This is a genomic window from Pseudomonas proteolytica (assembly GCF_007858275.1).
GTDB lineage: Bacteria > Pseudomonadota > Gammaproteobacteria > Pseudomonadales > Pseudomonadaceae > Aquipseudomonas > Aquipseudomonas proteolytica.
Genome location: NZ_VFEV01000047.1, coordinates 17,290 through 38,027 on the forward strand (window position 1 = coordinate 17,290; position 20,738 = coordinate 38,027).

26 protein-coding genes and 2 pseudogenes are annotated in these 20,738 nt (G+C 60.5%); 9 read left to right on the forward strand and 19 right to left on the reverse strand.

The features are described from left to right. Nucleotides 1-664: 664 nt before the first annotated feature. The 5 genes from FIV38_RS25995 to cadR form a co-directional block, all read right to left on the reverse strand. Nucleotides 665-1,531, reverse strand: coding sequence for a sterol desaturase family protein (locus FIV38_RS25995; RefSeq protein ID WP_024015049.1), 867 nt, complete (start codon nt 1,529-1,531; stop codon nt 665-667). 68 nt (nt 1,532-1,599) lie between these two features. Continuing rightward, the gene (locus FIV38_RS26000) at nt 1,600-2,346 is read right to left on the reverse strand and encodes a helix-turn-helix transcriptional regulator (protein ID WP_024015048.1); all 747 of its coding nucleotides are present in this window, start codon (nt 2,344-2,346) and stop codon (nt 1,600-1,602) included. Further along, entirely contained in the window at nt 2,346-2,855 is a 510-nt protein-coding gene (lspA, locus tag FIV38_RS26005) for a signal peptidase II (RefSeq protein ID WP_003452327.1), read from the reverse strand. The genes FIV38_RS26000 and lspA overlap by 1 nt, the downstream gene beginning before the upstream one ends. Continuing rightward, nucleotides 2,852-3,199, reverse strand: coding sequence for a DUF3703 domain-containing protein (locus tag FIV38_RS26010; protein WP_024015047.1), 348 nt, complete (start codon nt 3,197-3,199; stop codon nt 2,852-2,854). Before FIV38_RS26010 ends, lspA begins: the two co-directional genes overlap by 4 nt. Nucleotides 3,200-3,329: 130 nt before the next feature. Beyond that, nucleotides 3,330-3,737 (reverse strand): Cd(II)/Pb(II)-responsive transcriptional regulator, encoded by a 408-nt coding sequence (gene cadR, locus FIV38_RS26015; protein ID WP_024015046.1) that lies wholly within the window; start codon nt 3,735-3,737, stop codon nt 3,330-3,332. A 100-nt stretch (nt 3,738-3,837) separates the two neighbouring features. Here cadR and FIV38_RS26020 point away from each other — a divergent pair, with 100 nt between their 5' ends. From FIV38_RS26020 to FIV38_RS26040, 4 genes are all read left to right on the forward strand, one after another. Further along, nucleotides 3,838-4,731: a cation efflux transmembrane domain-containing protein gene (locus FIV38_RS26020; protein ID WP_033902376.1), complete on the forward strand. Its 894-nt coding sequence runs from the start codon at nt 3,838-3,840 to the stop codon at nt 4,729-4,731. Between the two features lie 170 nt (nt 4,732-4,901). Next, a complete protein-coding gene (locus FIV38_RS26025; protein ID WP_020303033.1) occupies nt 4,902-5,165 on the forward strand; it encodes a type II toxin-antitoxin system RelB/DinJ family antitoxin in 264 nt (87 codons plus the stop codon). Next, a complete protein-coding gene (locus tag FIV38_RS26030) occupies nt 5,152-5,433 on the forward strand; it encodes a type II toxin-antitoxin system YafQ family toxin (protein ID WP_011282522.1) in 282 nt (93 codons plus the stop codon). The genes FIV38_RS26025 and FIV38_RS26030 overlap by 14 nt, the downstream gene beginning before the upstream one ends. Before the next feature lie 216 nt (nt 5,434-5,649). After that, nucleotides 5,650-5,934 carry a hypothetical protein gene (locus FIV38_RS26040; protein WP_425311902.1) on the forward strand — a complete coding sequence of 95 codons (285 nt, stop codon included), beginning with the start codon at nt 5,650-5,652 and terminating at the stop codon, nt 5,932-5,934. Nucleotides 5,935-5,989: 55 nt separating this feature from the next. Here the strand turns inward: FIV38_RS26040 and FIV38_RS31040 are convergent, their stop codons facing one another. From FIV38_RS31040 to FIV38_RS26080, 9 genes and pseudogenes are all read right to left on the reverse strand, one after another. Beyond that, entirely contained in the window at nt 5,990-6,757 is a 768-nt protein-coding gene (locus FIV38_RS31040) for a methyl-accepting chemotaxis protein (RefSeq protein WP_370588396.1), read from the reverse strand. Between the two features lie 165 nt (nt 6,758-6,922). Further along, a pseudogene (locus FIV38_RS31045) lies at nt 6,923-7,654 on the reverse strand (methyl-accepting chemotaxis protein); the annotation flags it as partial. 1,034 nt (nt 7,655-8,688) lie between these two features. After that, on the reverse strand, nt 8,689-9,558 hold the full coding sequence (locus tag FIV38_RS30795; protein WP_223198360.1) for an HD-GYP domain-containing protein: 870 nt from the start codon (nt 9,556-9,558) through the stop codon (nt 8,689-8,691). 15 nt (nt 9,559-9,573) lie between these two features. Next, a pseudogene (locus FIV38_RS31050) lies at nt 9,574-9,917 on the reverse strand (DUF3391 domain-containing protein); the annotation flags it as partial. Between the two features lie 156 nt (nt 9,918-10,073). Continuing rightward, nucleotides 10,074-10,454, reverse strand: a complete 381-nt coding sequence (locus FIV38_RS26060; protein WP_001054412.1) for a hypothetical protein — start codon at nt 10,452-10,454, stop codon at nt 10,074-10,076. After that, a complete protein-coding gene (locus tag FIV38_RS26065; RefSeq protein WP_000091614.1) occupies nt 10,451-10,777 on the reverse strand; it encodes a hypothetical protein in 327 nt (108 codons plus the stop codon). The genes FIV38_RS26060 and FIV38_RS26065 overlap by 4 nt, the downstream gene beginning before the upstream one ends. A 23-nt stretch (nt 10,778-10,800) precedes the next feature. Beyond that, a complete protein-coding gene (locus FIV38_RS26070; protein WP_000741275.1) occupies nt 10,801-11,136 on the reverse strand; it encodes a hypothetical protein in 336 nt (111 codons plus the stop codon). A gap of 14 nt (nt 11,137-11,150) precedes the next feature. Then, nucleotides 11,151-11,486: a helix-turn-helix domain-containing protein gene (locus FIV38_RS26075; protein WP_001172026.1), complete on the reverse strand. Its 336-nt coding sequence runs from the start codon at nt 11,484-11,486 to the stop codon at nt 11,151-11,153. Beyond that, on the reverse strand, nt 11,467-11,844 hold the full coding sequence (locus FIV38_RS26080; protein ID WP_003151133.1) for a type II toxin-antitoxin system RelE/ParE family toxin: 378 nt from the start codon (nt 11,842-11,844) through the stop codon (nt 11,467-11,469). The genes FIV38_RS26075 and FIV38_RS26080 overlap by 20 nt, the downstream gene beginning before the upstream one ends. A gap of 191 nt (nt 11,845-12,035) precedes the next feature. Between FIV38_RS26080 and FIV38_RS26085 the strand changes: the two genes are divergently transcribed. The 5 genes from FIV38_RS26085 to FIV38_RS26105 all read left to right on the forward strand — a co-directional run bounded on the left by FIV38_RS26085 (nt 12,036) and on the right by FIV38_RS26105 (nt 17,898). Then, nucleotides 12,036-12,638, forward strand: coding sequence for a recombinase family protein (locus FIV38_RS26085; RefSeq protein WP_010465829.1), 603 nt, complete (start codon nt 12,036-12,038; stop codon nt 12,636-12,638). Further along, nucleotides 12,622-15,651: a Tn3 family transposase gene (locus FIV38_RS26090; RefSeq protein WP_010799689.1), complete on the forward strand. Its 3,030-nt coding sequence runs from the start codon at nt 12,622-12,624 to the stop codon at nt 15,649-15,651. The genes FIV38_RS26085 and FIV38_RS26090 overlap by 17 nt, the downstream gene beginning before the upstream one ends. A gap of 145 nt (nt 15,652-15,796) precedes the next feature. Further along, nucleotides 15,797-16,009, forward strand: coding sequence for an NTP-binding protein (locus FIV38_RS26095; protein ID WP_024015044.1), 213 nt, complete (start codon nt 15,797-15,799; stop codon nt 16,007-16,009). Beyond that, on the forward strand, nt 16,006-17,223 hold the full coding sequence (locus FIV38_RS26100; RefSeq protein ID WP_003465063.1) for a TniQ family protein: 1,218 nt from the start codon (nt 16,006-16,008) through the stop codon (nt 17,221-17,223). The genes FIV38_RS26095 and FIV38_RS26100 overlap by 4 nt, the downstream gene beginning before the upstream one ends. Nucleotides 17,224-17,283: 60 nt before the next feature. Further along, nucleotides 17,284-17,898 carry a recombinase family protein gene (locus FIV38_RS26105; RefSeq protein ID WP_000904941.1) on the forward strand — a complete coding sequence of 205 codons (615 nt, stop codon included), beginning with the start codon at nt 17,284-17,286 and terminating at the stop codon, nt 17,896-17,898. Nucleotides 17,899-17,950: 52 nt separating this feature from the next. On the opposite strand, the gene merE is transcribed toward FIV38_RS26105, so the two are convergent. From merE to merP, 5 genes are read right to left on the reverse strand one after another with little or no spacing between them, the layout of a single operon-like run. Continuing rightward, the gene (gene merE / locus FIV38_RS26110; RefSeq protein WP_001087809.1) at nt 17,951-18,187 is read right to left on the reverse strand and encodes a broad-spectrum mercury transporter MerE; all 237 of its coding nucleotides are present in this window, start codon (nt 18,185-18,187) and stop codon (nt 17,951-17,953) included. Continuing rightward, entirely contained in the window at nt 18,184-18,549 is a 366-nt protein-coding gene (gene merD, locus FIV38_RS26115; protein WP_003465059.1) for a mercury resistance co-regulator MerD, read from the reverse strand. The genes merE and merD overlap by 4 nt, the downstream gene beginning before the upstream one ends. 16 nt (nt 18,550-18,565) lie before the next feature. After that, entirely contained in the window at nt 18,566-20,212 is a 1,647-nt protein-coding gene (gene merA / locus FIV38_RS26120; protein ID WP_000136268.1) for a mercury(II) reductase, read from the reverse strand. Then, on the reverse strand, nt 20,209-20,454 hold the full coding sequence (gene merF, locus FIV38_RS26125) for a mercury resistance system transport protein MerF (protein ID WP_000654684.1): 246 nt from the start codon (nt 20,452-20,454) through the stop codon (nt 20,209-20,211). Before merF ends, merA begins: the two co-directional genes overlap by 4 nt. A 2-nt stretch (nt 20,455-20,456) precedes the next feature. Further along, nucleotides 20,457-20,732 carry a mercury resistance system periplasmic binding protein MerP gene (merP, locus tag FIV38_RS26130; protein ID WP_000735441.1) on the reverse strand — a complete coding sequence of 92 codons (276 nt, stop codon included), beginning with the start codon at nt 20,730-20,732 and terminating at the stop codon, nt 20,457-20,459. Between the last annotated feature and the right edge of the window lie 6 nt (nt 20,733-20,738).

Here is a 20,738-nt window from a genome sequence, read left to right on the forward strand (position 1 = left end):
TTGAAACCCTTCGGTTACTGGTGAAGTTCTGATTCATTAGCGCCATGCGCCTTCGGCACCAATCTTTTTGAGACAAAAAAAACCGCCTCAGCGAAGCTGAAGCGGTCCGTCCTGCCGACCTTATTGCAGGTCGTCGAAGCGATCCCGTAGCAATTCGTAAACGTGATGTACACGTACACAAACCACCACGAAATCCCACGCATGTTTCAAAAACTTCAACATGCTTGGCCCTCCCGTCGTTGGGCCAAACCTCCAGCACACTCACCGGACTTGTGTGCCTTCGGGATCACGTGAATGCTCCCTGTGAGGCGGCTAAGCTGATGGACGCCTTCTGAGTCATCCGCACGGATTACTAGCTGTAACGGCTTGCAAACGAAAACGTCCCGACCTGCAATCAATACGATTTTCGACCGGAATTAACTGCGACTGACCGGCCCGGCAAACCAGTATTAGCTGCGAATGAACCTGCATTTATCCGCGCTGACCTGCATTCCATGGCTACCAACCAGCATTAATTGCAAATGACGGGGCTTATAGGTAGTGAATCGATTGCCTCGTTAGAGCGCATGTCTGCTTGGCATGCGGGAACATCTAGTCTCTTCCGCCCACGAGCCAGATCATTCCAGGCAAACACATGGGGCCTACAGCTTTGAGGCCCACTACGCTATGTGCGGGCTCGGTCTCGCCCAAAGGGTTCGGTCAACTGACCAAGGTAACCCTTGGGATAGTCCCTCTCACGCAAGCCGACATTGGCGTCGCCCTGCTTTCCTGTACTGTCGTAGAACGTCCCGAATAGCCGATCCCACACCATCAGAAATTCGCCGCAGTTCACCTGGGCATCTTCGAAGTCGCGCTTGTGGTGCCAACGATGAATTTCAGCCACCCCGATGACATGGCGCAGCCAACCCAGCCGGTAATCCAGGTTCGAGTGCTGAAAGCCCAAGTGAACGGTCAGAATGCCGAACCAGGTGGCAACCACTGCCGAAGGCGCGCCGGATGCAAACAGCAGCACCAATCCCGGGCCAGCCATGAGCATCGCATGTAGGGGATGCCGGCGCTCCCCATTCATCCAGTACAAGCGCTCGGCGCTGTGGTGAATCATGTGAAAACGCCACAGCCAGGGTACGTGGTGGCTGATGCGGTGCATGGCATACAGGCTCAGATCGAGCACGACGGCGACCAGCAGCAGCTGAACCCAAAGTGGACTCTCGACTGGGAAGAGACGAACTGTAGCCGGCACTGCATCGCCCAGCCTGGCCAGGATTTCGGCGGTGAACTGGATGACGGAAAGATTCACCAGCATATGCACCAGGTCGGTCAGGGTGTCCTGGTGATCCTCCAGCCAGCCCTCCCGGAAAGGCTGGATACGCTCCAGCCCCGCGACGGCCAATAGACCGACTGCGGCTACCAAGGGTGTGCTGGGCCAGTACGGCACCCCGGCGTACAAGGCCCAGACCATGAAGGCGGCGCTGCCACCAAACACGAGCGGATAGCTCAACCAGCGTAGGGCGAATCGAAGAGAAGTGGACATCGCTCAGCTCCTATGTAGAGAGCCTTCACGGTAGGTGCAGAGGACGACGTTCGACTTGAACGAAAGAGCTATGACTTCTGGAGATCGACCGCAGCCAGGGCGGAGGACGGATCGATGCCCAGCAGCGCCCTGAATGTCCGGGAGAAATGCGCCGAGTCGGAAAAACCTGCCGCATGCGCGGCTTCGGTCAGCCGTCCCCCTTTGGCCAGGTGTTGCAGGGCTTGGGTGAGGCGCAGCCATTTGACATAGCTGCGCAACGGCAGGCCGGTTTGCTCCACGAACCAATGGGAAAAACGCGTGGGTGACAAATGCACCAACGCGGCCATTGCCTCACGCCCCATTTGGCCTTCGCGCAGCGCTGCGGTGACCTTGGTCAAGCGCGGATCAGGGATTGGTGGATCGGCAAGCCGCAACAGCCGACGTACCTGCGCCTGCAACTGGACAGGCGAATGCCCCGACGCCCTCAGTGCCTCGACCATCGCAGCAATATCGGCCGCTACGATCTCCATCAGCCTCACGGCTCCGCTCACCCGCAAGGCACGCGCCTCATCGGACAGCACATCCAGGTAGATCGACAGGACATGCCCAGCACTGAGCCGGTGCTTCAAGCCTGCCGGAATCAAGATGGCAGCCCCAGATTGCCCACCCAACGGCGTTTCAACCGTTATCGCGGCGTCGAGCCCCACTGCAATTTGATGTGCTTGATGATGGTGCCAATCCTGGTGGGCGGCATGGCCGAGAAAGACGCCGATACCGGGGCCGACCCAGGCATGGCCTGACCAGCGAGCCACTTCTGCGGCATCCGAGCTTCGCATTATCTGCCCCGGTCCAGTTCCGCGCTTGGACTCAGCACACTGCTCAGGAGCAACATGGCGGCACCGCCCACGATGCCGATGTCCGCCAAGTTGAATGCAGGCCAATGCCAGGATTGCCAGAAAAAATCCAGATAGTCGATCACATGGCCTCGGAAGCTGCGATCGATCAGATTCCCCACTGCCCCTCCCAGTATGAGGCTATAGCCCAGCGCTTCGAGCTTGGCCCTGGGCTTACGCAAGAGCAACGCGAGCCCAATCGAAACAACCAGTGCGAGGAGAATGAAGAAGTAGCGCTGCCAACCGCCCGCGTCAGCTAGGAAGCTGAACGCTGCGCCGGTATTCCAGAAATGGACCAGATTGAAGACTGGGGTCAGAGGAACCACGGCGCCGACCGAGAGCGAACCCTCAATTACATATTTGATCGCCTGGTCGGCCAGGGCAACGGCTAGCGATAGCGTCCACCAGAGCCCGGGAGTGATACGGTGCGCCATTCCAAGTGGCGATTTCATTGTTTCGCTCCCTGAAACAGTCGCTGCAATCCGGGTGAGACGGGCATCGGCGCGAATGCACTGATCCTCGCGCGTCCGGTATTGCCGAGCGGTACCCAGATCTTCGAGAACAACACGGCAGCGATGATCCGTGGTGCTTGGCCGAACATTTCCCGGTAGTCGCGCAACTGCCAGCCAGCCCTTAGCATCAACCAATGGCTCCGCGCATGCAGGACGGGCATGTGCTGGCTCAAGATGTGGGCGCGCTCGAGCCAGGGGAATGCCTCGGTTGGCGCCTTTTCACGGAGTGCTGTCCTTGCCTGGAAAAAGGCTTCATCGATGGCATTGCGGAGGGCGGTATTCATCTGGAACTCACTTGCGCAGCAGTTGGAAGGCCATGATTCTGGGCCGATCGTGCAAGTGAACACCCTGTAGCCGCTATAGGGTCAAGCTCTACGCTTTGAGCAGAAGCGAATGGCACTTTTCTAGCGCGCCTTATGGAAGCCGTTTGCCTCCCTCCACTAGACCCGAAAGTATTCCGCAGTCCAGGCTTTGTCGTTCGTCATCGCAGCAGCTGCGTAACGTCACCAACTGGTTTTCCAGGGCTTGCAAGGATGCGATCTGGGCCCTGACCTGGGCGATATGGCTATCAAGCAGCGTATTGACCGCCGCGCACGGTTGCTGCGGCTGTGCTTGAACGCTCTGCAAAACACCAATTTCGTCCAACGACATGCCAAAGGACCGGCAACGGCGGATGAACAGCAGTTTCTCCACATGATCCGCTTCGTAGGCTCGGTAGCCATTTGCCTGGCGATTGGGCGATGCAAGCAGGCCCTGGCGCTCATAGAAACGAATGGTCTGAATGTCCGCTCCCGTCAGCTGTGCAAGTTGACCAATGCGCATAGGCTGCTCCTCGATAAACAGCCAGTATATCCAGGCTTGACCCTATACCTGCTATATGGTTTTCAATTGCCAGAATTGAACCTGATAGGAGAGGCGGATCATGAGCTCGTGTGAAAAATCCTGTGGCTGCGGTTCAGTGTCAGCGCCTGCTGAAGCAGCGAGCGCGCCCTCGACCGAAGGAGCCTGGGTCAGCCATTTTTCTGTACCCAAGATGGATTGCCCTTCGGAAGAGCGAATGATTCGGCTCGCGCTGAATAGCTTGCCTGAGCTTCGTTCGTTGTCCTTTGATCTGAGCAGCAGGCAGGTACTCGCTTTCCATGACGGGGCGGTTGACCCAATCACTACCAAGCTGGAGTCCCTGGGTCTAGGGGCAGCGCTACTGGGGACTCAACCAGCTAGTCAGGAAGCAGCCTCGACCAATCGCGCTGATGAGGAATTAGCGGCGTCGAAAGAGGCGAGCACCCTGAAAATTTTGCTCGGCATCAACGCTGCCATGTTTGTTATCGAGATGGGCGCAGGGTTGATCGCTCAGTCGACGGGCCTTATTGCCGACTCGCTGGACATGTTTGCGGATGCTGCCGTCTATGGCTTGGCTCTCTTTGCCGTCGGCCGCAGTGCACAGCTGCAAGTTCGCGCTGCGCACCTGGCGGGTTTCTTTCAGATCCTGTTGGCACTGGGCGTACTCGTGGAGGTGGCTAGACGCTTCCACTATGGCAGCGAACCTGAGTCGATGCTGATGATGGGGATTGGCTTAGTTGCACTCGTCGCAAACGCCAGCTGTCTCTTGATGATCTATGGCCATCGCGAAGGCGGTGCACACATGAAAGCGAGCTGGATTTTTTCGGCCAACGATGTGCTCGCGAACATTGGCGTTATCGTCGCCGGCGCGCTGGTTGCGTGGACGGGCTCTCCCTACCCAGACTTGGTGATTGGTACGGTCGTTGGCCTCATCGTATTGAACGGTGCGCGCCGAATCCTGGCATTGAAAGCCTGACCAACCGATCCTGTATTCCATCGCGATGGGCTCACTTTCTACAAGTGAACATCAATGGTACGGACAGTCCAATAAACCTTCGTTTGATAGACGCCTCTGGCGAGGTGTGCTGGGTGCACTCCTGGAAGGATTGAGCTACAATGTAGCTCATCAATCTGGAGGATCAAACCATGTCCGCAAATGCTGTAGTCCGTGCCCGTATCGACGAGCACATCAAGGAAGAGGCGACCGTCGTGCTGGCAGCGATGGGACTCACCGTGTCTGACGCCTTCCGCATCATGTTGACCCGAGTCGCCCGCGAGAAAGCCTTGCCGTTCGAGCCGCTGATTCCGAACGCCACCACCATCGAGGCGATGAAGGAAGCGCGCCGTGGCGGCTTGAAGTCGTTCGCTTCCGTCGAGGATCTGATGGCGGATCTGAATGCGGACGATTGAACAGACCAGCCGGTTCAAACGCGATTATAAACGCGAAGCCAAAGGCCCGCATCGTCAGACGCTGGCGAGCGATTTCATTGCCGTCGTCACAGCCCTGGCGAATAACCAGCCTCTGGCCGAGAAGCACCGTGACCACGCCCTCACCGGCGACTGGAAAGACCACCGGGACTGTCACATCAAGCCCGACCTGGTGTTGATTTACCGCAAGCCGGATGACGCCGTGCTGCAACTCGTGCGTCTCGGATCGCATAGCGAGCTTGGCCTGTAACGCCGGGGTCTGCCCAGGACAAGGAAAGAAGCTACATGACAATCAGCATCACCGACGACGATTGGAACGAACTGACTCCCGAGAGTTTCGATACCACCGCACTGCTGCGGGCAGTCGATGCCGTGGACGAGCTGCGCGGCGATTGAGTGACAACGCAGACGGCGGGCCTCCGCAACTGCGCACCGACCTGTTGAAGCTGCATCAACTGGCGATGAGGTGATCCAGGTGCGGATTCGAGAGCACGTCATCGCCACCAATGACATGCGTCTGTTCGGTCTGCACCTACTGGGGCAGGCGTCGCTGCGCATGGAGCAAGCGCTGTGGCCAGAAGAATATGAGCGGATGACCCGCGAGGTCGAAGAAGCTCTCCGTGAGGCCGACGACCCCAACGCCAAGTCGTACACCCACGAGAAGTCATGCAGGCGATGCAGGAACGAATCGACCAAGCACGAGACAAGCCATGTTGATCGGCCCTGCCCCAACTCCCTCGAACTCGGATGAGTCGGACCTAGCAACGTGGTGACACCGATCATCTAGGGCCGGAGCAGAGCCTGTGTCAGCCCGCGAGGCGGTGCGTCACTTCGCTGAGCTGGGCCGACAGCGTATGCAGGTTCTGGCTGGCTGCCTCGGTACGCTCGACATTGTCCTGGTTGGTGGTGGCGATGGCGGTAATTTCGGTCAGATTGCGCGAGATATCTTCCGCCACGGACGTCTGCTCTTCGGCAGCGGTAGCGATCTGACGGTTCATGTCGCGGATCGCTTCGACTTCTTGGGTGATGCGCTGAAGCATGCTGCCCGCTTCCGTAACCTGTTCGACACCTTCGTTGCTGCGGGTTTGTCCATTTTCAATCGCACGCACCGCATCCACCGCGCCGGTCTGCACCGTGTCGATAATCTGATGAATTTCAGCGGTGGAGTCGGCGGTGCGCCTGGCCAGCGTGCGCACCTCGTCGGCAACGACGGCAAACCCGCGTCCGGCATCGCCCGCGCGGGCGGCTTCGATGGCTGCGTTTAGCGCCAGCAGATTGGTCTGGTCGGCGATGCCGCGAATAACTTCCAGCACCTTGCCAATGCGACCGCTATCGGTCTCCAGACGGCGTATTACCTCGGCGGTGTTGCTGATCTCGCCGCGCATGTGGGTAATGGTCTGGATAGTCGAACGCATCATGGTCTCACCCTGCTGCGCCGAATGATCGGCCGCATCCGCTGCACGCGCGGCTTCGGCGGCGTGACGGGCGACTTCCTGCGCCGTAGCGGACATTTCATGCATGGCGGTAGCGACCTGATCGGTGCGCGAGAACTGCTCGCGAGTGCCTTGGCCCATCAGTGCGGCGATGGCGCTCAATTCACCACTGGCGCTGTCCAGGTCCGAGGTGTTGCGTTGCAGGAGGGTGAACGTATCGGCAAGGAAGTCACGCAGGATATTCGCGGCAACTGCCAGACGTCCCAATTCGTCAGCACGGGACGCATCGACGCGCTGTGCAAAGTCGCCCTGGCTGAGCTTGGCGATGTGGTCGATCAGGTGACGGATGGGGGCGATCAGATTGCGGTTTACCAACCATAGGCTGAGCAAGGCGATGAAAACGCCAGCGGCTAGCATTACCAACGAGCCGACGACTATTTTACGATCTGCGGCTTCGCTGATGGTTTCCGAACGATGCAGCGCCGAATCGCGCTGCTGGATGACCAAACCACTGAGCTGTTCGCTGGTGGCACGGTCGATGCCTTGAACCGCCTCGTCGCCGGCGAATGGATCGTTTCCGCCGGCGATGTAGGCCGCACGGCCCGCGCGGTAGGCGGCGCCGAGGCGCCGGTGCTCCTCGTGCAGGTCGCGGAGCTGCTTTGACAGGGCAGGGTTGTGCTCGCTTCGCTCAACGAGTCTGCCCAGGATGTCCTGGACCTTTCGTTCCTGGTTCTCGAAGCTTTGCCAGTACTTGCTCAAGGCTTCAGGTGATTTGCCACGCAGCAAGACGTTCTTCCACTCCTGCACCTGCACTTTGAATTCCACGTTGGCTTCGTCGATCAGGCGCGACGTTTCGATCGGACCCTTGAGTAGTTGTTGATACTTGGAAATGTCATCCGACAAGAAGGAAAAACTGGCGAAGGCGATCAGCAATATCACCAACAGGCTGCCGCCGATCAGTGTGAGCAGCTGAGCGCGCAGGGATTTTTTCAAGAGCATCTGGGCGGTCTCGTATCGAAAGGGGGGCGCTTGAGTCATACGCAAGATTGAGCGAGCGGTCAGCCAAATGACCGTTCGTTCGCCCCCTTATGTCGGCGTACCGCTGCGATACTTGAACGCTTTCAGACCAGACGCAGATGGTTGTCCCAGAGCCCTGCCGGCAATTGCAGCGCGGTGCTGACGAAGCCCCCGCTGGCGGGGTCGACCGTTAGGACAAGATGTCCGATCCGCGCTCATCGAAGCCTCCGCGCCTGGCCGGGGCACTTCTACCCGTGTGTTCGCGCAGTTGCGACAGCCAACCCGCAGGGAGTTTTTGCGGTTCATCCGCGTGGCTTGAGGAGACCAAGTTTCCGTCGCGGTCAAATAAGCTCATGCGCTTGAAAACCGGGTCCTCGGCGAGCATTCGCGCGGCTCGTCTCTGGTTTGGCCTTAAGCTACCGGCGCCCCTATCTGCCTGGTCTGCACTCTTTACTATACCGAACGACGAATGTCAGATCGAGCGCTCGGCGATCGGGAATATTTTTCGCCAAGCAAGGGCTACGCATGTCGCGAGATTCCAGCGCCTACGACTGGTGTTTAGAGTCGGCCAATACTCCTGTCCGGCCGGTCAGCCATGCGTCCTTGAGTCGTCGTGAATCCTGGCGGGATCGGACCTGGGCCCACAACCGTTCCCACCGAACATTTTCCCCGCCGGCGAGCGGCTTTCTCGCGCAACAAATTGTTCGGAGCTCAAGGTCCTTCTCTACGTTTCGGCTGCATTGGCAGTGCGTTCGGCCCTCACCCGCCGATCGGCTCACAACAAGGACGCGATGGGCGCGACCATGAATCCGAAAGGAGAACACCATGGCCATCATCGGCATCTTTACCACCTCTAAAGACGGGGCTAGTTGCAGTTAATGTGAGTAGGGGGATGTAAGCCGGAACCCCAGAAATTTCCGTCACCCTAGTTGGGTGGGCTCAACACTCGTGTCACCAGCTACCTTCTGGAGAATCGAGCTCGGCCATCCCTCCCTGGACGGGCATCGCTCGACGATGTTCAACGGCTCCCTCACGGGGCCGTCGTTTTGTGGGGGCTATTCCATCCACAAGTCGTCGAGGTTCTTGAAGTTCCAGAGCGTCGGGTCTTCGGGGCCAGTGATACTGTCCTTGCAACTCGTGGCCGCCAGGTCGATGGTCTGCATCGGGATCGGCTCTCTCGAGCGTAGCGAGAAGAACACGCGAACCTTGGGAGTCAGCAGTGATTCCATTCCCGGCTCAACGACAACGGCCAGACGCTGAGAGGACAGGCGAACCAAGGAGCCGACGGGGTAGATGCCCACGGCCTTGACGAAGGCGTGGAAGATGCGTTTGTCGAAATGGCCCTCCCACTTGGCCATCTGCCGCATCGCCGCGGACGGGTCCCACGGCTTTTTGTAGGCTCGCTCCGACGTCACGGCATCATAGACGTCGCAGATTGCGCCCATGCGGGCCAGGAGTGAAATGGCGTCACCGGCCAAGCGATCCGGGTAGCCGGTTCCGTCGATCTTCTCGTGATGGTGCAGGGCAATGTCCACCACCCCGGGCTCGGCCCCGCCTGCGCGCAGCATCTTTGCGCCCTCCACAGGGTGGCGCTTCATGATGGCGAACTCGGCATCGGTGAGCTTGCCTGGTTTGTTAAGCACTTCCAGCGGCATCGCGGCCTTGCCTAGGTCGTGCATCAGTCCGCCGATGCCAGCCAGGCGCGTTTGCTCCTCGTCTAGATCGAGATGCCGGGCCAGCGATAGCATCAGGGCGCAGACGGCAACCGAGTGCAGGTAGGTGTAATCGTCGTGCGTTTTGATGCGTGCGACGCTGATGAGGGCATGAGGTTGGCGCAGCACCGAGGCAGCGATTTCTCCGACCAGCGGCAACGTCGTGCTTGGGTCGACGGCCTTGCCAAGCCGGGCTTCCTGGAACATGTCCATGACTTGGGACTTGGCCGCAAGACAGAGTTTCCGTGCATAACACATTTCGCTCTCCATTGAGGTTGCGCCGTCACTTTTCTTGCTTAGTGGACTAGACGGCAGAGATTGCTCCTCCGACAATTCTCTGGGCTCTGGGCTCTGGGCTCTGGGCTCTGGGCTCTCTGGGCTCTCTGGGCTCTCTGGGCTCTCTGGGCTCTCTGGGCTCTCTGGGCTCTCTGGGTCGACTTGGCCAAGTCGACCCAGACCTCCCCGACGCCACATTCTCGAATGGCAGAGAGATCCTGAGGCTCGGTCAGCAGGAAGCTGCCGCGCCAGAATGGGTGTCGAACCCAAGAGCCGGCGAGCTTGTGGATGTACATGCCGAGACGAAGCTCGGATACGGGAATGCGTTTTACCAACTTATTTTCCTTTCTGAGTTGGGTGGTTAGGCGTGCGCCGAGGCTGGCACCCAGCGGTAGAGCGGAGGTAAGGTCACGCCAAGATTCTTGGATCAGCCGGAACCGCCGAAATTTCCGTCAGCCGATCAACATGGCTTTGTCTCGCGCTCGGTCGATGCGTTCCTGCATCGCCTGCATGACTTCTTCGTGGGTGTACGACTTGGCGTTGGGGTCGTCGGCCTCTCGGAGAGCTTCCTCGACCTCGCGGGTCATCCGCGCATATTCTTCCGGCCACAGCGCTTGCTCCATGCGCAGCGACGCCTGCCCAAGCAGGTGCAGCAGGCCGAACAGCCGCATGTCATTGGTGGCGACGACGTGCTCTCGAATCCGCTCCTGGATCACCTCGCAGGCCCGATGCGCCTCTGGCGTCGCCGTGCCCTCGTAGCCGGCTGGGAGTTCTGCTTCTTCAGCGATTCGCGCCCAAGCGATAGCCAGCGCCTCGATGGTGGACAGGTTCATTTGCTCATCCACTTGCGCAGCAGACGCTTTTTCAGGGAGGCGCGCTCTTGCGGATTGCGTCCCTTGTGGTTGGCAATGCGATCCGCCGTGGCGGCCTGGCGCTTGATGGGCCAGTAGGAGCGGCCATCCTTACCCATCGACCAGACGTTGCTGACCTGGTTTTCCAGTAGAGGCAGATGGGCGCATAGAGCTTCCGGCGACGCGCTGGCCAGCGCGGTGCGCTCGTGGGTTCGCCAGCGCTGATGCCAGAGTTTCTTGTCCTCGCGCTCGCTACGGCAGGTCGTGTGCCCAACGATGGGCGTTTTGCGGCGGCTGCGGCTCATGATGTGGTTGTCTCCAAGAACATTCAGGACAGGCTTTCTGGGTAGAGCGCCGTCAACCGGGACAGGGTTTCTTGCACTTGTTCCAGCGAGGTCATCAGATGATCAACCTGATCCTGAAGATCCACGGCGAGATCAAATAGCTCAGCCACTCGGCTGCGTGATCCCTCGTTGAACGCGGCCATTGCCAGTTGATGCAGCTTCAACAGGTCGGTGCGCAGTTGCGGAGGTGCGCCGTCTGCGCTGTCATTCAAATCGCCGCGCAGCACGTCCACGGCATCGACTGCACGCAGCAGTGCCGTGGTATCGAAATTCTCGGGAGTCAGTTCGTCCCATTCGTCGTCGGTGATGCGGGCTGCCATCAGGAGAGCTCCGATTAAGCGGTTGCGAGCGTTAGATGCCCGATCGGCTCGGCTGCTGGCCGTACCTTGATTTCGATGTCGTAGCCGAGGCGATTCAGACAATCCATCAGCTTGCGTTCGGATAGATTGGTGAAGTCGCCGCGCATCATGCCCGACACCTTCGGTTGCGGGATGCCCATGCGTTTGGCCGCCGCTTGTTGAGTCAGCCCAAGGGCGCGCATGGCCCTCCTGATCTCGACCACCAGGCCGGTCTTGATCTTGAGCTTTTCAGCGTCAGGCAGTCCAAGGTCGGCAAAGACGTTGCCCGAGCTGCGCTGAACCTCGACGCCTTCAATGATTCGTTTTTGCATTTCGTAGCTCCTGTGCCAATACCTCGGCCACCTTCAGCCGAGCGCGGATGATGTCCATGTCGGCCTTTGGCGTGGCGATTCCGCTCTTGCTCTTCTTCTGGAAGCAGTGCAGGACGAACACCGCTTCCGCAAACTTGACCGTGTATACCGCTCGATAGGTGCCGCCGGCATCGTCTTCGACGACCTCCAGCACGCCGGCACCACCGAACCCCTTGAGCACCTTTGCTGCGTCATCCTGATCGCCTATCTGCGCCAACGAGAGCGCGTAACCGAAACGGCGACGCACGTCGGACGGCAACGCCATCAAATCCTTGTGGCTGCTCGCGATCCATTCGAGCGGTTTTTCTTTGTTTGTCATGACGGAATTTTATACCTGTTCAGGTAATGATGTAAACGCGGCAACCTCAAGGAGGTGTCGTAAAACATTTGTTTTGCGACAGGCTGTCAGCCGCCGCTGTGCTACCTGTGCAACACCCCCTCAAAAATGTACGGAAAACTCTATCGCTATTCACTATTATGCGGAAACCTGTTTTTGATGGTTATCCGCCTATGTTGGTTGGCTACATGCGCGTGTCGTCGGACTCCGACCGCCAGAGCACGGACTTGCAGCGCGACGCGCTGCTCGCCGCCGGCGTCGATCCGCGTCACCTGTTTGAGGATCGTGCCTCTGGCGCGAAGGATGACCGTGCCGGCTTGGCGCGGGCGCTTGAGTTCGTTCGAGCCGGCGATGTGCTGGTGGTGTGGAAACTCGACCGGCTCGGTCGCTCGCTGTCGCACCTGCTCGCCATTGTGACTTCGCTCAAGGACAAGCGGGTGGCGTTCCGCTCGCTGACAGAGAACCTGGACACTACGACGCCCTCGGGCGAATTCCTGTTCCAGGTGTTCGGTGCGCTCGCGCAGTACGAGCGCGCCTTGATTCAGGAGCGCGTCGTCGCGGGCTTGGCCGCCGCACGCAAACGCGGCCGGATCGGCGGCCGGCCGCAGGCGATCACTGGTGAGAAGCTGGACGCCATCGTCGCCGCGCTCGATGGCGGCATGTCTAAGGCGGCGGTGTGCCGCAACTTCAATGTCAAGCGCACTACGTTGATCGAAACATTGACGCGAGCAGGTTGGCGTGGTGCGGGAAGGACGGTCGATGAGCAACAAGAATAAGCTACTCACCGTCTTTTCTGACGCAGAGCAGGAAGCCTTGTACGGCCTACCGGACTTCGACGATGCTCAGCGGCTGGAATACCTGGCGTTGACCGAATCTGAACTGGCGTTCGCCAGCAGCCGGCCTAGCCTGCAGGCCCAAGTCTATTGCGTCTTGCAGATCGGCTACTTCAAGGCCAAGCATGCTTTCTTCCGCTTCGATTGGCATGAGGTCGAGGACGATTGCGCCTTCGTGCTGAGTCGCTATTTCCACGGCGAAGCGTTCGAACGCAAGGCGATCACCAAGCATGAGCACTACAGCCAGAGGGGTCAGATCGCCGAACTGTTCGGCTACCGGTCGTGGGCGGCTAGCTTCCTGCCGCAACTGGCACAGCAGGCTGAACAGATCGTGCGGCGCGACGTAATGCCAGGATTCGTGGCCGCCGAACTGATCGTTTGGCTCAGCGAGCACAAAATCATCCGGCCCGGCCACACCACCTTACAAGAGCTGGTCAGTGAAGCCCTGTCCACCGAACGCAGGCGCTTGGGCGGCTTGCTGGCAGAAGTGTTGGACGAATCGGCCAAAGCTGCGCTGGGCCAGCTCCTGGTGCGTGACGACACCCTGTCTCAACTGGCAGCGCTCAAGCAGGACGCTAAAGATTTCGGCTGGCGTCAGATGGCAGGGGAGCGCGAGAAGCGCGCCACGCTGAAGTCCTTGCACGGGATCGCCAAGGCGCTGCTGCCCAAGCTCGGCATCTCGCAGCAGAACCTGCTGTACTACGCGAGCCTGGCGAACTTCTATACCGTCCATGACCTGCGCCACCTGAAGGCGGAGCAGACCCGGCTCTACCTGCTGTGCTATGCCTGGGTACGTTACCGGCAGCTCACCGACAACCTGGTCGACGCGATGGCCTTCCACATGAAAAAACTTGAGGACGAGAGCCGCACGGGTGCGAAACAGTCCTTTGTCGCCGAACAGCTGCGACGCCATCAGGAAACGCCGCAGGTTGGCCGCCTGCTGTCGCTGTACGTGGACGACAGCGTGGCCGATCCGACGCCGTTCGGCGAGGTGCGCCAACGCGCCTACAAAATCATGTCCAGGGAATTGCTGCAAAACACGGCGCAGCGCATGAGCGTCAAGCCACTGAACAAACTGGCGCTGCACTGGCAGGCGGTGGACGGCCTGGCCGAACGCATTCGACGCCATCTACGGCCGCTGTACGTCGCGCTCGACTTCGCCGGCACGGCCCCCGATAACCCATGGCTCGCGGCGCTGACTTGGGCCAAGAGCGTGTTCGCCAAGCAGCAGCGCCTATCACAACGGCCACTCGACGAATGTCCGGCGGCAACGCTGCCGAAACGCTTGCGTCCGTACCTGCTGATGTTCGATGCCGAAGGCACGCCGACAGGCCTGCATGCCGATCGTTACGAATTCTGGCTTTACCGTCAGGTCAGGAAACGCTTCCAGGCGGGCGAGCTCTACATTGACGATAGCTTGCAGCACCGGCATTTGTCCGACGAGTTGGTTTCGATGGACGAGAAAGCCGCCGTGCTCGCGCAGATGGACATCCCCTTCCTGCGGCAGCCGGTCAGTGCCCAGCTCGATGCACTGGCGGCCGAGTTGCGTGCGCAATGGGTGGCGTTCAATCGCGAGCTGAAACAGGGCAAGCTGACGCACCTGGAATACGACAAGGACACGCAGAGACTGACCTGGCGCAAGCCCAAGGGGGAGAACCAGAAGGCGCGCGAGCAAGCTCTCTACGAGCAACTGCCATACTGCGATGTCGCCGACGTGTTTCGCTTCGTCAACGGCCAGTGCCAGTTCCTGTCGGCGCTGACACCATTGCAGCCACGCTATGCGAAGAAGGTAGCCGACGCCGACAGTCTGATGGCGGTGATCATTGCCCAAGCCATGAACCACGGCAACCAGGTTATGGCACGTACCAGCGACATCCCGTACCACGTCCTGGAGAGTACCTACCAGCAGTACCTGCGCCAGGCGACGCTACATGTGGCCAACGATTGCATCAGCAACGCCATCGCCGCACTGCCGATCTTCCCGCATTACTCGTTCGACCTCGATTCGTTGTACGGTGCCGTTGATGGGCAGAAATTCGGCGTCGAGCGACCAACTGTGAAGGCGCGCTACTCGCGCAAATATTTCGGCCGCGGCAAGGGCGTCGTCGCCTACACGCTGCTGTGCAATCACGTGCCGTTGAACGGCTACCTGATAGGCGCACACGAGTACGAGGCTCACCACGTGTTCGACATCTGGTACCGCAACACGTCGGACATCGTGCCGAGCGCGATCACCGGCGACATGCACAGCATCAACAAGGCCAACTTCGCCATCCTGCACTGGTTCGGACTTCGTTTCGAGCCGCGCTTCACCGACCTCGACGACCAGTTGCAGGAGCTGTATTGCGCCGATGATCTGGCATTGTACGAGAAATGCCTGATCCGGCCGGCTGGCCAGATCGACCGGCAACTCATCGTCGGTGAGAAGGCGAACATCGACCGAATCGTCGCCACACTGGGCCTGAAGGAAATGACGCAGGGCACGCTGATCCGCAAGCTGTGCACCTATACGGCGCCGAACCCGACGCGGCGCGCAATCTTCGAGTTCGACAAGCTCATCCGCAGTATCTACACACTGCGCTACCTGCGCGACCCGCAACTGGAGCGTAATGTTCACCGCTCGCAGAACCGCATTGAGTCCTATCACCAGCTACGCTCGACCATCGCCCAAGTCGGTGGGAAGAAGGAATTGACCGGCCGCACCGACATCGAAATCGAGATCAGCAACCAGTGCGCCAGGCTGATCGGCAACGCGATCATCTTCTACAACTCGGCGATCCTGTCCCTGCTGCTGACGAAGTACGAGGCAGCTGGCAATGCCAAGGCGCTGGCGTTGATCACGCAGATGTCGCCAGCGGCCTGGCGGCACATCCTGCTGAACGGGCATTACACCTTCCAGACTGACGGCAAGTTCATCGACCTGGATGCGCTCGTGGCGGGACTGGAGCTGGGCTGACGGAAATTTCTGGGATTCCGGCGTACAACCCCAGTAGGGAACGATGGAATGCAAGCCGGCGCGGCTGAATGCAAGCTCGCTCGCAAATAATCTGAGCCAGACGGCTCCGTCAGTCGCAGTTAATCTGAGCCGGAAATTGCGCTGATTGCGAGCACGGCCGTTTTCGATTGCAAGCCGGTACAGCTACCTGCTCACCCGGAGCGAAGGCACCATCGGCGAGCTTGCACATCTGCTGGTGGCGGCGGCCGTCGCCGCCGTGGAGAGTGGCGAGGAAGCGATCAACCACCGCACGCTCAGCATGGCCGACTACATCGGCCCCAGTGAGCGGCGGCGACAGTTCGAGCGGGAACTGATGTGAAGTCCGCGCCGCGCTGGCCGCTGCATCCGGCACCCAAGGAAGGCGAAGCCCTGTCCTCATGGCTCAACCGGGTCGCCGCCTGCTACCAGATGGACGTGCACGAGCTGCTGGCCCACGATCTTGGTCACAGCCAACTTGATGACCTGGATACCGCACCATCCTTGTCGTTGCTGACGGCGCTCTGCCAGCGCAGTGGCGTCGAGCTGGAGCGGTTGCGCAGCATGAGTCTTGCAGGCTGGGTGCCGTGGCTGCTCGACAGTCTCGACGATTCGGTACCAGCAGCCTTGGAAACCTATACATTCCAATGCGCGGTGCTCCTGCCCAAGCGCACCCGCAAGGTGCGGTCCATCACTCGCTGGCGTGCCTGGCTACCGAGCCAGACGATTCGCCGGGCGTGTCCGCAGTGTCTGAACGATCCAACGAATCAAGCTGTGCTACTCGTCTGGCAGCTCCCCTTGATGCTGAGCTGCCCGCAGCATGGCTGCTGGCTGGAGTCCTACTGGGGCATGCCCGGCCGGTATCTTCAGTGGGAAATCGCCGATGCTGCGCCGCGCCCTGCCGATGACGCAATCGCCTGCATGGACCGGCGCACCTGGCAGGCGCTGACGACGGGTTTTGTGGAGCTGCCGCGTCGGCGTGTCCACGCCGGCTTGTGGTTCCGGCTGCTGCGCACCCTGCTTGATGAGCTGAACACGCCGCTCTCGCACTGCGGCAGTTGCTCGGCGAGCATCCGCCATGTCTGGGAGCGCTGCGGCCATCCGCTGCGCGCCGGGCAGAGTCTGTGGCGTCCCTACGAGATTCTGGCCCCGGCGGTGCAGTGGCAGATGCTGGAGGCGGCGGCCACCGCCATCACGCTGATCGAGTCAAAGGCGCTGATCCCGCGCGGGGAACAGGCCGCGCTGTTTCAGACGGAGCCGCACACTGGTTTCACCAACGGCCTGCCGGCGAAGGTGCCGAAGCCGGAACCCATCAACCACTGGCAACGAGCAGCCCAGGCCATCGATGAGGCCATCATTGAAGCGCGACACAACCCGGAGACGGCCCGCTTGCTGTTCACACTGGCGTCCTACGGGCGACGCGACCCCGAATCCCTGGAACGTTTGCGCGCCACGTTCACCAAGGAGGGCATCCCGCCGGAGTTTTTGTCACATTACGAGCCTGAATGGCCGTTTGCAGGTCTTAGACTAAATGACGGGTTAAGTGACAGTTTTTGACGGCGAGAACTTTCTGGCTCACACTGTCACATAATCGAACGTATATGTGACAGGTACGACATGCTGATAGGCTACATGCGGGTATCGAAGGCGGACGGCTCCCAGGCTACCGATTTGCAGCGCGACGCGCTGATTGCCGCCGGGGTCGATCCAGTACATCTTTACGAGGACCAGGCATCCGGCATGCGCGAGGATCGGCCCGGCTTGACGAGCTGCCTGAAGGCGTTGCGAACTGGCGACACACTGGTCGTGTGGAAACTGGATCGGCTCGGACGCGACCTGCGACATCTCATCAACACCGTGCACGACCTGACTGGGCGCGGCATCGGCTTGAAGGTATTAACCGGGCACGGCGCGGCCATCGACACCACGACCGCCGCCGGCAAGCTGGTCTTTGGCATCTTCGCCGCCCTGGCCGAGTTCGAGCGCGAGTTGATCGCGGAGCGCACGATTGCCGGCCTAGCCTCGGCCCGCGCGCGCGGGCGGAAAGGCGGCCGGCCGTTCAAGATGACCGCCGCCAAGCTGCGGCTGGCGATGGCGGCAATGGGTCAGCCAGAGACCAAGGTCGGCGACCTGTGCCAGGAACTTGGCGTCACGCGGCAGACCCTGTATCGGCATGTTTCACCCAAGGGTGAGCTACGTCCAGATGGCGAGAAGCTACTCAGCCGAATTTGATGCCGGCATGAGGCAACGTAGCGACAGCGTGGTTTGTCTCAATGGGAAGCGCTCATGATCGATCTTTGAAGGCCCGCAGCAGTCGTGTCACAGACAGGACGAACAAACCGGTCAGCGTGAGGGCTGCGATACCCCAGTACTCTCCGATGAACGCGCCGGCCGTCGTGCCGGCCAGCACAATGGCGAGAATCGGCAAATGGCAGGGACAGGTGAGCACGGCCAGCGCGCCCCACAGGTAGCCGGTGATCGGTTTGTGCGTCTCGGACGGCAAGCGCTCGGGGCTGTTCATGGCAGACTCTCCGCGTGCTGTGCCGGCTCGGTCGGCATGGTGGCCAACTGCACCTCCAGATCGGCCAACGCTTCGCGCCGACGCTCGACGAACTGGCGCAGAACGGCAAGCTGCGCGGCCGCTTCATCGCCGTCCGCAGCATCCAGCGCCCGGCACAGCCGCGCCAGCGCGTCCAGGCCGATGCCCGCCTCGAAGGCCGCCCGCACGAAGCACAGCCGTTGCAAGGCGGCATCATCGAACAGGCCATAGCCGCCCGGGGTGCACGCCACCGGACGCAGCAATCCGCGCAGCAGGTAGTCGCGCACGATATGCACGCTCACCCCGGCATCAAGGGCCAGCCGGGACACGGTGTAGGCGCTCATTGAAAACCTCCTTTTTTTATCCAGCGCAGCAGGAAAGCTGCTTCACGTCCTTGTTGAAGGTCTGCGCCGCAAGCTTCAACCCCTCGACCATTGTCAGGTAGGGGAACAACTGGTCGGCCAGTTCCTGCACCGTCATGCGGTTGCGGATGGCGAGCACCGCCGTCTGGATCAGTTCGCCCGCTTCCGGGGCCACCGCCTGCACGCCGATGAGCCGTCCGCTACCTTCCTCGATGACCAGCTTGATGAAGCCGCGTGTGTCGAAGTTGGCAAGCGCTCGCGGAACGTTGTCGAGTGTCAGCGTGCGACTGTCGGTCTCGATGCCATCGTGGTGCGCTTCCGCCTCGCTGTAGCCCACGGTGGCGACTTGCGGGTCGGTGAACACCACTGCCGGCATCGCGGTCAGATTGAGGGCTGCGTCGCCGCCGGTCATGTTGATCGCGGCACGGGTGCCGGCGGCCGCTGCCACGTAGACGAACTGCGGCTGGTCGGTGCAGTCGCCGGCCGCGTAGATGTTCGGGTTGCTCGTGCGCATGCCTTGGTCGATAACGATGGCCCCTTGCGCATTGACAGTGACCCCCGCCGCGTCCAGCGCGAGGCTGCGCGTATTCGGTGCCCGACCGGTGGCAACCAGCAACTTGTCAGCGCGCAATTCACCGTGTCCGGTGGTCAGCACGAATTCGCCGTTCACATGGGCGACCTGGCTGGCTTGCGTGTGCTCCAGCACCTCGATGCCCTCGGCGCGGAAAGCGGCTGTCACGGCCTCGCCGATGGCCGGGTCTTCCCGGAAGAACAAGGTGCTGCGTGCCAGGATCGTGACCTGGCTGCCGAGCCGGGCAAAGGCTTGCGCCAGTTCCAACGCCACCACCGACGAACCGATCACGGCCAGGCGTGCGGGAATGGTGTCGCTGACAAGCGCTTCGGTGGAAGTCCAGTAGGGTGACTCTTTCAGGCCCGGAATCGGCGGCACGGCCGGACTGGCACCGGTGGCGACCAGGCAGCGGTCGAACGTTACCTCGCGCTCGCCACCCTCGTTCAAACGGACGACCAGGCTCTGGTCGTCCTTGAAACGCGCTTCACCGTGCAAAACGGTGATGGCTGGATTGCCGTCCAGGATGCCTTCGTATTTGGCGTGCCGCAGTTCATCGACACGGGCCTGCTGCTGGGCCAGCAGTTTGCTGCGGTCAATCGCAGGCACAGTTGCCGCAATACCGCCGTCGAACGGACTTTCCCGGCGCAGATGGGCAATATGGGCAGCGCGGATCATGATCTTGGACGGCACACAGCCGATATTGACGCAGGTGCCGCCGATGGTGCCGCGTTCGATCAGCGTGACCGTCGCGCCTTGCTCGACGGCCTTCAGCGCCGCCGCCATCGCGGCCCCGCCGCTGCCAATGATGGCGATATGCAAACCGGCGCCCTCAAGTGCATCACGGATTTTTGGTTCATCTTTGAAATCACCAACCCGGATCGAGCCTTGATAACCCAATGCGGCGATGGCGGCCAGCAGTTGGTTGTGGCTCACGGCGGTGTCTGCCATGACTTGCGCGCGGCTTTCTGGATAGGACACCACAGCGGCATTCACGCCGGGAATCTTTTCCAAAGCATCTTTGACATGGGTGGCGCAGGATGTGCAGGTCATGCCATTCACGGTGATTTCGGTCATTTTTTTACTCCATTGAATTTCGGGGTGCAGCAGGCATCGGCTTGGCGTTTTCGTTGGATGGCGTAGATGGTCAAGCCGATGAAAATCGCCAGCGCAGGCAGCAGCACATAGTCCAGATAGCCGGTCAGCGCGGACAAGCCGACCACACCGAGCAAAATGACCAGAACAGGGGTGAAGCAACACAGCGCCACGAGGGTTGTGCCAATGATGCTGACCCGCAGCAGTGTCTTCGGGTCTTTCATGATCAGTTCTTGACTGATGATGGGTAGCCCGCATCCTCGGTAGCCTTGGTCAGTTTCTGCACGCTGGTCTTGGCATCATCGAAGGTGACCACCGCTTCGCGCGTCTCGAAGGTCACGTCAACTTTACTGACGCCATCGACCTTGGAAATCGCCTTCTTGACAGTGATCGGACAGGCCGAGCAGGTCATGCCCGGTACGGACAGCGTAACGGTCTGGGTGGCGGCCCACACGGGGGCAACAACGGCAGCGAGGGCAAGGGCGGAAAGCAGCTTTTTCATGGTGAA